Source organism: Paenibacillus albidus, assembly GCF_014644435.1.
Classification (GTDB): Bacteria; Bacillota; Bacilli; order Paenibacillales; family Paenibacillaceae; genus Paenibacillus_AQ; species Paenibacillus_AQ albidus.
This window is the reverse complement of sequence record NZ_BMKR01000044.1, coordinates 51,017-61,159: the sequence shown is the minus strand read 5'-3', so window position 1 is coordinate 61,159 and position 10,143 is coordinate 51,017. Positions and strand designations below refer to the sequence as shown.

Genomic DNA, 10,143 nt, shown 5'->3' with positions numbered 1-10,143 from the left:
CGTTAAGTCCTCCAGCGCCGATGGTACTTGGACCGAAGGGTCCTGGGAGAGTAGGACGTTGCCAAGCACGAGGAAGCCATTGTTGAGTAATCAACAGTGGCTTTTTTTGTTGTATAATGTGTAGCTTAAATGGAGTAGGCAGGGATAGAAGGGTGAAGAAGGCGCATTCATAGGGTGACATTTTTGTTACCGACGCTGTGGATGATCCAAGTATAATAGAATAGTGCAAAACATTAGCATACCCTTTAATACTAATGAACTACTGATAAATTCTAATCTTGAATTTTCTTGTGTCTTTTGATGCATGGTAGAGGTAAGGAGGATTTACGGTATGAAGCGAATCAAGCCTTTATGGATAATAATTATATTTTCTATAGTTGGTGTAATGCTCACAGGCTGTGGGACTAAGGCGCCTTCCTGGGATTCGTTTGAAGGTGCACTTAACGAGAAGAGTTTTCCGGTACCCAAGGAAGCCAATTCACCGGATCGCACGACTACCAATGTAGCCATGGATTATGTACGCTACACCTTTCCCGGGATCAAGGAGAAGGATGGCGTGCCGGAGCCTTATCTGGAAGCCATTGAGGCATGGGGATGGCAGGAGCAGGAAGGGGAAGAGACGGGCACTTCCCGTATTTTTCAAAAGGATAAGCTGATTGTGCATTTAACGATGCATGATGATTATTTTATAGTAATGGTTCCCAAAGAAAAAAAGGTCTCCATTCAAGGGTTGGTTGGAGAGTAAATAGAACAACGCCATCTGTAATAGGATGGCGTTGTTTTTTGGATAACTGAGGGGAATTTCCGTTGTATGTATATGCACGGGTGCTGTTATTGGGAGTAGTAGGACGCATCTGTCGGATTAAACTTGAGCATGCCGTCGATTTGATCATGTCTTAAGCGGATAAGGGTGTACAGGCGCGGCAGCAGTAGCCAGAGGTGGCATACGATTAAGGATACGGTAAAAGCCGGTGGTGCCCATACCACAAACATGGCGGAGACGCAAAGGCCAATCCATAGGTTATGCAATTGCACCTTGCGGAACAGCCGGTAGCTGATGTATTGATCCGGTACCGGAATGTATCCCAGCCAGGGAAGCTGGAAGGAAGACTTCCATCTTTTTGAGAAAGGATGACCTGTGATCAGCAGGACCGAACGTGAGATCACATATTGAATCCATAACATCACCGGAGCTGCCAGGATAAGAAAAAAGAGGCTCCACCAAGAAAGAAATACAGTCTCCAGTAGAAGACATAAGAGTGGGAGCATTACATAAATACGCAGTAGCGTTAAAGTAACCGGGAATTTTTTGATAAGCTTGTATTGATAGAATGTAGCTGCGCCTTTGCTGTTGGGTTCCATAAGAAAAGGACTGACCTCCTCGTGAGTTCTCATGTTAGTAATATCGGTGTATGAAGGCTTTTTATTAAACTGCGTGGTGACGATCACGCCTGGCAAATAACCGAATATATATAATATACGATAAAGAAGGATATGAAAAAACTATGAAAGGGTTTAAAATGGTAGAAGGTGTAGCATACTGTTCTTAAAAGAGTCAAGGTGGGATGATTATGGAACAGCAAACCCAGCAAGCTTGCATCATCTGTGGACAGATGAAAGAGGAAGGTATTGTGATTGTCTCTCATTTTATATGTGAGGACTGTGAGGCAGAGATGGTGCGAACAGAGGCCGAGGATGCGAAATATCGTTTTTTTATCGGCAGGATGAAAAAGATTGGATTACAGAAAAACGCTTGAGTGTAGCGCAGAAAAAAAGCGGGCGGTGGATTGTTTCGCGTTGGCTATATACGTTAGAAGGCATCTAACGGCTTCACCGTCCTTGGGCGGGCGGAGCCGTTTTGTTGTATGCCCTAAAGAATTCATAGGGTAAACATAGGCGTTTGTGCATATTTGCGTTAAAATAGAAGGTAACCCTAGGGGAAGGAATATCAAATGAACAAGGAAGATCGTAATAGGGCACCTTTATATGAAATGTTGGAACAATATAGCTTGAAGGGTAATACCTCTTATCATGTACCTGGCCATAAGCATGGCAAGGCCTATGAGGGATCTGCAGGCGCTGGATTTCTGGCTGACGTCATGAAGCATGACCTTACTGAGATTACCGGAACGGACGATCTTCACCATCCCGAAGGGGTTATTGCGGAAGCACAGGTGCTGGCGGCGGATTGTTTTGGAGCGGAGGAGAGCTTTTTTCTGGTTGGCGGGAGTACGGTAGGCAATCTTGGGCTTATTCTTACGGTCTGTCCCGAACCCGGGATGATTCTTATTCTTCAGCGCAATGTGCATAAGTCGGTTATCCATGGATTGATGCTGGCCGGTGTACGGGCTGTTTTTCTTGACCCGCTGCTGGACCCGGCCAGCGGCCATGCGGTGGCTCCGGCGGCAGAAACGGTGAAGGCTGCCCTGGCAGCCTACCCTGAAGCCGCAGGCGTATTCGTTACCATGCCGAACTACTACGGCATGGGCAGCGACTTGGCGCCTCTCGCGCGGGTCTGCCACGACAGCGGCGTGCCGCTGCTGGTGGATGAGGCGCACGGGGCGCATTACGGGCAACACCCGGCGCTTCCAGCCGGGGCTCTGGCGTGCGGGGCTGACGGTGTCGTACAATCCACGCACAAGATGCTCACGGCGCTCACCATGGGCGCTATGCTGCATGTGCAAGGACCGCGGCTTAACCGCGGTCTGCTGCGGCAGCGGCTCGCCATGGTGCAGAGCTCCAGCCCATCGTATCCATTGATGGGCTCGCTGGATCTGGCCCGGCGGCTGTTGCACAGCCAGGGCCCCCGGGCCTTCACGGCGGGGCTCGCCGCCGTGGAGCTGCTGCGGCGCGGGCTCGCGGAGCTGCCGCGCTTCAGGCTGCTGCAGCCGGCTGCGCCGCTGCAGCAAACGGACATGCCGCCGCTCCGCGGGGCGGCGTATAGCACCCAGGACCCCTTCAAGGCCGTCATTTATGACGCCACCGGGGTCCTGAAGGGCTTCGAGCTGCAGCGCAGGCTCGAAGAGAGGGGCTGCGTGCCGGAGATGAGCGATGACCGGCACGTCGTACTGCTGTTCAGCCTGGGCTCCAGGGCTGAAGATGCCTTAAGGCTGCTGGCTGCGCTGCGGGACATTGCTGCAGAGGTTCCCTCGGGCCGCTGCTACAGTGCCCTGGAGGCCGCAGCCGCAGCAATTCCTCCGGACAATGTTTCCACGTGGAACATTTTCGTGGAGCAAGCCGTTTCACAGCCGGTTCCTTTTTCACTAAAACCGGTAGTGGCAAGTGATACCGAAAGTGTGCCGCTTGAATATAGTGTGGGAAGAATAGCTGCGGAGATGGTCATTCCCTATCCTCCGGGTATTCCACTCGTATATCCCGGCGAGGCCATAACAGAATCCATTTGTATAAGGCTGAGCAGTTTAGCGGAAGGCAACGCCAAATTTCAGGCCTGTGCAGACCCGGCCTTACAACGTATAGTGGTGTACAACATTCAGAAGGGCGGAGAAGGATAAGTGGCACAAGAAGGGTTGTTTATCACACTGGAGGGAGGGGATGGCTCCGGCAAAACAACGGTAATGGGCAGAGTAGCGGCTTACTTGCAGAACCGCTCCATGCCCTACCGGATCACACGTGAACCAGGCGGAGTGGAGATCGCTGAGAAGATCCGTTCCATTATTCTCGATCCTGCGCATACTGCCATGGATGCACGAACAGAGGCGTTATTGTATGCGGCTGCCAGAAGCCAACATTTGGCCGAGGTTGTGGAACCCGCGCTGAAGGAGGGGCTGACGGTATTGTGTGACCGTTTTATCGACAGCAGCCTTGTCTATCAGGGGTATGCCAGAGGCCTGGGAATGGAGGAGGTCTATGCCATTAACCGTTTTGCAGTTGGAACACGGATGCCTGACCTTACTTTTTATCTGGATGTAGATCCGGAAGTCGGCCTGTCGCGGATAGCGGCCAATCAGAACCGGGAGATGAACCGGCTTGATATGGAAAGTCTGGACTTTCACCAGAAAGTCCGGGAGGGATACCAACAGGTCATACACGCTTATCCGGACCGCATTGTGGTTTTGGATGCCAACCGTCCCGTTCATATGGTGGAGCAAGATATCGTAAGAACGCTGGAAGAGAGAGTTTTAAAGGGTTTTTAGCTAGTTTTGTCTAATATACTAAGAGAAGACGTTAGACCATGCGTTAATGGCCTGAATATCAGGTAGATGCCAGGCTTCATATAATTTGAAGGAGGAATGCGAAGATGAAGTTGATCATTGCAATTATCCAGGATAAGGACAGCAACCGATTATCAAGTGAACTGGTCAAAGCCAATTTCCGTGCGACCAAGTTGGCGAGTACCGGCGGGTTCTTGCGGGCTGGAAATACCACGTTTATGATCGGGGTGGAAGACGGTCAGGTGGAAGCTGTATTAACTGTCATCCGCAACAGCTGTAAAGTACGTGAACAGCTGGTGACTCCAGTGACACCTATGAGTGGTACGACCGATTCCTATTTACCGCTACCTGTCGAAGTCCAAGTTGGCGGGGCAACGGTATTCGTTCTCCCTGTTGACCGTTTTGAGCATTATTAAGAAATATACTGGAATGTACAGAAACGGTTAGATATCAGCGGAAGCTGGAATAGCCGTTTCTGTTATAGGAAAGGTTATTTTATAACCTATAAAAGGCGGTAGAATTCCTTTGAAAATAAATCCGGGCTACAGGCCCCTAAAAAGCGAGTTGTCAACTGCGGAAGGTGCCAATAAGCCCATTCAGCCCAAAACGTTCTCTGATGTATTTCAGCAACAGGGTGAACAAAAAACGAGAGATGAACTGAACCGTCAGATCAAGGAGATTCATCTGCAGGGTGAACGGTTATCCAAATCCATGACCGTCCGCGAACTGACCATCTACCGGACGTTGATTAAAAGGTTCCTGGAGGAGACCGCCCGGAGAGGTGTAATCCTCAAGGAGACCCGCGGCTGGGATCGGCGGGGACGGGGAAAACGTTACAAGCTGCTGGAAGAAATAGATGAAGCTTTGCTGTCGATGGCCGATGAACTCCTGGAAAATGAACAGGGGCGGATTGATCTGCTCGGCCGGGTTGGAGAAATCCGCGGGATGCTGATCAACCTTTCTTTTTAACAGCGACCTATGGAGGGAATTATGCCTTTTCAGGATATAGTGGGCCAGGAGGATGCCAAACGGCTGCTCCAAAATGCCCTGCGCAAGGAAACCGTAAGCCATGCTTATTTATTCAGCGGACCGGCTGGCAGCGGACAGATGAAAACAGCCCTTACCTTTGCCCAAGCTATCTTTTGTACCCGATTGAAGGATGATGCTTGTGGTGAATGTCTGGAATGCCGCAAGGTGGAACATGGCAACCATCCCGACTTGACCTTAATGAAGCCGGAAGGGGCCAGCATCAAAATTGATCAGATCCGTGAACTGCAGCGTATCTTTTCATACAGATCCGAAGGAATCAATCCGAAGGTCTATATTATAGAGGGAGCGGACAAAATGACGGTACAAGCCGCCAACAGTCTGCTGAAATTTTTGGAAGAGCCCTCTGCCCCTGCAGTAGGAATCCTGATTTCGGAGAACAGCCGTTCCTTGCTGCCAACCATTCAGTCCCGGACCCAACGAATTCCATTCAGTCCTGTTCATCCCGAACTGATGCTGCAGGTATTGGCCGATGAGGGAGTCCCGCTTCCCATGGCACGCTGCGCAGTATCCCTGACATCCGGGATTGAGGGCTGTAGGGAACTTTTGGAGCAGAATTGGTTTGCAGAAATGAGAAATCTAGTGTTACAATTAGCTAAGGAGTCTTTGGGCAAAAGCAGCTCCGCGGTAGCAACCGCAGGGCAGAAGCTGTTCAAGACCGGCCTCGGTGAACATTTGGATACCCTTTTCAGCATGTTCCACCTCTGGTTCAAAGATATGCTTTACTTCCTGTACCGAAAGCACGAAAGTATCGTTTTTATAGATCAGTTAGATTTTATTTCCAGACATGCCCGGCAGCGAAATACGGAACAGTGGGTGTCTTATATGGAATATGCCGCAGAGAGCAAGCGGAAGCTGCGTTCCAATGCCAATGCCCAATTGTGTCTGGAGCAGTTTTTAATCCGTCTTGAAAATTAGCGGGCAATATATAATATATATCCTCCGGATGTCGCTTCTGGCCTGGAAGTATGGGTTAAATGGATGAGGAAGAACAAGTATGGATCATCAGGAGTGGACTTGCCCATAGGTTCCTTTTTTACCGGCAAACAAGGGGGTTAATTTTTGTACAGCGTAGTAGGTGTCCGCTTCAAAAAAGCGGGTAAAATATATTACTTCGATCCGCTTGATTTTCCGATTGAACGGGATCAATGCGTTATTGTGGAGACAGCGCGCGGGGTCGAATATGGTAAGGTTGTCGTTGGCAAAAAGGAAGTGCAGGAGTCTGATGTGGTCTTGCCTCTCAAGAAGGTCATGCGTATTGCGGGAGATACCGATGCACGTGTGGTTGAGGAGAACAAAGGTGCCGCTAAGGAAGCTTTCACGACCTGTTTAAATAAAATCCGCGATCACGGCCTCAAAATGAAGCTTGTGGATGTGGAGTTTACGTTTGACCGCAATAAGATTATCTTTTATTTCACGGCTGAAGGACGCGTTGACTTCCGTGAACTGGTAAAGGATTTGGCCAGCATCTTCCGTACGCGTATTGAGCTTCGGCAAATTGGTGTACGTGATGAGGCAAAAATGTTGGGCGGACTTGGACCTTGTGGACGAGTACTATGCTGCTCTTCATGGCTTGGCGATTTTGAGCCTGTATCCATAAAGATGGCCAAAGACCAGAATCTTTCACTAAATCCAACGAAGATCTCCGGATTATGCGGCCGGCTGATGTGTTGTCTGAAATTTGAGCATGATAATTATGAAAGCACAAAGGAAGAAATGCCAGCGGTAGGCAAAATTGTCGTAACCTCACTTGGTGACGGCAAGGTTGTAGGCATTAATGCCGGAATCCGTACGGTTCATGTGCAGCTGTTTGAAGTGGGCAAAGTTAAGGAACTTCCAATGGATGATGTTGTCGTCAAGTAAACCATATAAGGTTACTTTCGGGGTGGAAACTTGGAGAAGAAAAATATATTTGCACACATGCAGGATATGGAAGCGCAGATGGAAACGATGCGCGCCAATCTTGGCGATTGGAAACAGACGGTAAAAGAACTGATGGAAACCAATCAAAGGCTCAGTCTGGAGAATGAACAGCTGCGCAAAATACTAAAGAGGGAAGCCCCTCTAGACCCTAATGTAGATTCTGCAGAGGCAGAGGCTCTTTTAGCGGCCAGTGAGGGTACGGAAGAGGTTGTCGGGGAAGGTTATGACAATCTGGCCCGCCTGTATCATGAAGGCTTTCACATCTGCAATGTTTATTTCGGGCATTTGCGTACTGAGGGTGATTGTCTGTTCTGTCTTTCTTTTCTTAATAAATGAGGATATCCAGCCGTAGGAGCTTCACGCCTACGGTTTTTTTGAATTTAAGCATACATTTAGGAGAATATAATGACAAATCCATTAGACGAAATATCCGTACCATTGCTCCCCACGGAGAGGGTAGATGATTTATTAACTCATGAGTTGCGCATTATCCAAAGCGATGAGGTATTCAGCTTCTCGATGGATGCTGTATTGCTGGCCCGTTTTGCCAGTATTCCCCCGCGGGGCAGGGTGCTTGATCTGTGCACGGGGAACGGTGTTATTCCCATCCTGATGACTACCCGGACGAATGCTTCTCTAGAAGGTATCGAGATCCAGCCCCGGCTCGCCGACATGGCCCGCCGCAGCGTAGCTTTAAACGGCCTGGGAGAGCGTATTACCATTCATGAAGGTGATCTGCGTGAATTGTACACGGTGGCAGGACACGGCGTTTATGACGCTATAACGGTCAATCCGCCGTATATGCCGCTTAACGGCAGTGATTTGAAGCTGAACACCCATCAGGCCATGGCCCGCCACGAGCTTGGTTGTACACTGGAGGAGGTCATACAGGCTTGTGTCCGGCTTGTCCGCACCGGAGGAAAAGTGAGCATGGTGCATAAGCCGCAACGGCTTGTCGATATCATCAGTCTGATGAGGAAATATCGGCTGGAACCGAAGATCATCCGCTTTGTACATCCGCGGGCGCATCTCGAAGCCAATATGGTATTAATTGAAGCGGCACGGGACGGAAAGCCTGAGGTCCGCCTGCAACCGCCTCTTATCGTCTATAATGAAGACAATCAATATTGTCCGGAGATTATGGACATCTACTATGGAGCAAAAGAGGGTAAATTATGACCATATCATGTCAAAGCAGCTTTCAGCGCACAAATAAGGAAATTGGTTCATTATATTTGGTGGCAACGCCTATCGGGAATCTGGAGGATATGACGTATCGTGCGGTCAACACCTTGCGTGAATGCGATATTATCGCAGCTGAAGATACGAGACAGACCCGCAAGCTGCTCAGCCATTTTGAAATATCACCTTCGATGCTGTTCAGCTATCATGAGCATAATAAGGCTGCCAGTGGACCGGAACTGATCCGTTATATAATAGAAGGTAAAAATCTAGCGCTCGTTAGTGACGCCGGTCTGCCGGCCATTTCTGATCCTGGGGCTGACCTTGTGGCACTTGCCATCGCCCAAGGGATCCCGGTAATTCCTATCCCGGGTGCTAACGCGGCGTTGTCAGCTTTAATTGCATCGGGCCTGCCGACCACAACCTTCACCTTTGCAGGATTCCTGCCACGGGAACGTAAGGATATCCGGGTTGTGCTGGCTCCACTGCGGGCTGCTCAAGGAACATTGTTGTTCTATGAATCGCCGCATCGGGTGATTAAGACATTAGCGCATCTGCAGGAGAACTTCGGCAATCGCCGGATTGTGCTGGCTCGTGAGCTGACGAAGCGGTATGAAGAATTTCTGCGCGGAACAATTGAGGAGTGCAGCGCCTGGCTTGCGGAACACCCGCCGATTGGCGAATATGTCATAGTCCTTGAAGGGGAGAGCAGAGAGGAAGCAGAGGAAGCCAGTTCGGCTTGGTGGCGGGAGCTGACCATTGAACAGCATGTCGCTCATTACGAAGCAGCGGATCTCTCCCGCAAGGATGCGATGAAAAAAGCCGCAGCTGACCGCGGCGTGGCCAAGCGGGACATTTATAATGCCCTGCTCAGCCAGGATGAGGAATAAACAAAAGGTTAGGTGCCACGCCGCCGTCAAGCGTATCCCGAAGGGACAGCGATCTAATCTAATGCTCCATTCGTTGCTCCCAGGCCGCGCAGCCGCCATAATAGCGGAGCATGGCGCCCCCTTCGAATGACAAGGCCCTGAGGGCACCCAGAGGGAAGCCCGATCAGGGGCCGGTCCTGCGCCAAACCTCACACCCTTCCGCGCTCTCACCCAGCTAGACAAAATTCCGGGTGTCCAGAGGGCCGGGGCCCTTGGGGCCCTCCCTGTAGGGAGGGTTTGGGAGGGTGTCCCCGACAAAAAATACCCTCCGCATACGCGGAGGGTCAAGGAGATATTAAAAAGGTTAGAATTAACAATTAGATTAGTTCTTATTATAACTGATTTGTTCTAGTTTGTCACAGGGGTAGGAATAGAAGAAATACATTCATGACAAACAATTTTACCCTTGAAGTACGTTACGTTCTCGGCATTGCCACAGAAGATACAAGCAGGCTCATATTTCTTAAGCATGATCCGCTCACCGTCCACGTAGATTTCGAGCGCATCTTTTTCACCGATACCGAGGGTACGACGCAATTCAATAGGGATAACAACCCGTCCAAGTTCATCGACTTTTCTTACAATTCCTGTTGATTTCATCATTATAAATCGTTGCTCCTCTCAATTATCAAAAGTGTCATTATTCGACATTGTTCACTGTTTTATGATATTCATAATACCAACGATTCCCAAAACAGTCAACCTTTTTTCAGGCGAATTTTAAGGATTTTTTTTAAATTATCTCTATACAGCCTACGCTTAAAGGATGATCTCTCTAAACAGTCAAAATAAAATTTGTCGATTATAGCGGACTTAAAATGTCATTATTCGACAAAGTGCGACATAATTACTTATTATACCCTGTTGTTAGCGAAATGAATACAAAAATT

13 protein-coding genes are annotated in these 10,143 nt (G+C 49.4%); 11 read left to right on the top strand and 2 right to left on the bottom strand.

The window, feature by feature from the left end:
• Positions 1–331: 331 nt before the first annotated feature.
• Entirely contained in the window at positions 332–745 is a 414-nt protein-coding gene (locus IEY53_RS30295; protein ID WP_189031497.1) for a hypothetical protein, read from the top strand.
• 86 nt (positions 746–831) lie between these two features.
• On the opposite strand, the gene IEY53_RS30290 is transcribed toward IEY53_RS30295, so the two are convergent.
• Entirely contained in the window at positions 832–1,362 is a 531-nt protein-coding gene (locus IEY53_RS30290) for a hypothetical protein (protein ID WP_189031495.1), read from the bottom strand.
• Between the two features lie 209 nt (positions 1,363–1,571).
• On the opposite strand from IEY53_RS30290, the gene IEY53_RS30285 reads away from it, so the two are divergent.
• From IEY53_RS30285 to rsmI, 10 genes are all read left to right on the top strand, one after another.
• Entirely contained in the window at positions 1,572–1,757 is a 186-nt protein-coding gene (locus tag IEY53_RS30285) for a sigma factor G inhibitor Gin (RefSeq protein WP_189031494.1), read from the top strand.
• A 195-nt stretch (positions 1,758–1,952) separates the two neighbouring features.
• A complete protein-coding gene (locus IEY53_RS30280) occupies positions 1,953–3,512 on the top strand; it encodes an aminotransferase class I/II-fold pyridoxal phosphate-dependent enzyme (protein WP_189031492.1) in 1,560 nt (519 codons plus the stop codon).
• Entirely contained in the window at positions 3,513–4,154 is a 642-nt protein-coding gene (gene tmk, locus IEY53_RS30275; RefSeq protein WP_189031490.1) for a dTMP kinase, read from the top strand.
• 104 nt (positions 4,155–4,258) lie between these two features.
• On the top strand, positions 4,259–4,588 hold the full coding sequence (darA, locus tag IEY53_RS30270) for a cyclic di-AMP receptor DarA (RefSeq protein WP_189031488.1): 330 nt from the start codon (positions 4,259–4,261) through the stop codon (positions 4,586–4,588).
• A gap of 109 nt (positions 4,589–4,697) precedes the next feature.
• Entirely contained in the window at positions 4,698–5,141 is a 444-nt protein-coding gene (locus IEY53_RS30265) for a YaaR family protein (RefSeq protein ID WP_189031486.1), read from the top strand.
• A gap of 21 nt (positions 5,142–5,162) precedes the next feature.
• Positions 5,163–6,137, top strand: coding sequence for a DNA polymerase III subunit delta' (gene holB, locus IEY53_RS30260; protein ID WP_189031485.1), 975 nt, complete (start codon positions 5,163–5,165; stop codon positions 6,135–6,137).
• Between the two features lie 144 nt (positions 6,138–6,281).
• Entirely contained in the window at positions 6,282–7,082 is an 801-nt protein-coding gene (locus IEY53_RS30255) for a PSP1 domain-containing protein (RefSeq protein WP_189031484.1), read from the top strand.
• 30 nt (positions 7,083–7,112) lie between these two features.
• A complete protein-coding gene (gene yabA / locus IEY53_RS30250; protein ID WP_189031483.1) occupies positions 7,113–7,478 on the top strand; it encodes a DNA replication initiation control protein YabA in 366 nt (121 codons plus the stop codon).
• Between the two features lie 69 nt (positions 7,479–7,547).
• Positions 7,548–8,321, top strand: a complete 774-nt coding sequence (locus IEY53_RS30245) for a tRNA1(Val) (adenine(37)-N6)-methyltransferase (RefSeq protein ID WP_189031482.1) — start codon at positions 7,548–7,550, stop codon at positions 8,319–8,321.
• Positions 8,318–9,214 carry a 16S rRNA (cytidine(1402)-2'-O)-methyltransferase gene (rsmI, locus tag IEY53_RS30240; RefSeq protein ID WP_189031481.1) on the top strand — a complete coding sequence of 299 codons (897 nt, stop codon included), beginning with the start codon at positions 8,318–8,320 and terminating at the stop codon, positions 9,212–9,214. Before IEY53_RS30245 ends, rsmI begins: the two co-directional genes overlap by 4 nt.
• 387 nt (positions 9,215–9,601) lie before the next feature.
• Here rsmI and IEY53_RS30235 read toward each other — a convergent pair whose 3' ends face one another.
• On the bottom strand, positions 9,602–9,856 hold the full coding sequence (locus IEY53_RS30235) for an AbrB/MazE/SpoVT family DNA-binding domain-containing protein (RefSeq protein ID WP_036678829.1): 255 nt from the start codon (positions 9,854–9,856) through the stop codon (positions 9,602–9,604).
• Positions 9,857–10,143: the final 287 nt, after the last annotated feature.

What these genes read in the sequence shown, in the direction of transcription:
- holB (WP_189031485.1), top strand. Translation starts at nt 5,163, where the DNA reads ATGCCTTTTCAGGATATAGTGGGCCAGGAGGATGCCAAACGGCTGCTC.
- IEY53_RS30290 (WP_189031495.1), bottom strand. Translation starts at nt 1,362, where the DNA reads ATGGAACCCAACAGCAAAGGCGCAGCTACATTCTATCAATACAAGCTT.
- IEY53_RS30280 (WP_189031492.1), top strand. Translation starts at nt 1,953, where the DNA reads ATGAACAAGGAAGATCGTAATAGGGCACCTTTATATGAAATGTTGGAA.
- IEY53_RS30245 (WP_189031482.1), top strand. Translation starts at nt 7,548, where the DNA reads ATGACAAATCCATTAGACGAAATATCCGTACCATTGCTCCCCACGGAG.
- rsmI (WP_189031481.1), top strand. Translation starts at nt 8,318, where the DNA reads ATGACCATATCATGTCAAAGCAGCTTTCAGCGCACAAATAAGGAAATT.
- darA (WP_189031488.1), top strand. Translation starts at nt 4,259, where the DNA reads ATGAAGTTGATCATTGCAATTATCCAGGATAAGGACAGCAACCGATTA.
- IEY53_RS30235 (WP_036678829.1), bottom strand. Translation starts at nt 9,856, where the DNA reads ATGATGAAATCAACAGGAATTGTAAGAAAAGTCGATGAACTTGGACGG.
- IEY53_RS30295 (WP_189031497.1), top strand. Translation starts at nt 332, where the DNA reads ATGAAGCGAATCAAGCCTTTATGGATAATAATTATATTTTCTATAGTT.
- IEY53_RS30285 (WP_189031494.1), top strand. Translation starts at nt 1,572, where the DNA reads ATGGAACAGCAAACCCAGCAAGCTTGCATCATCTGTGGACAGATGAAA.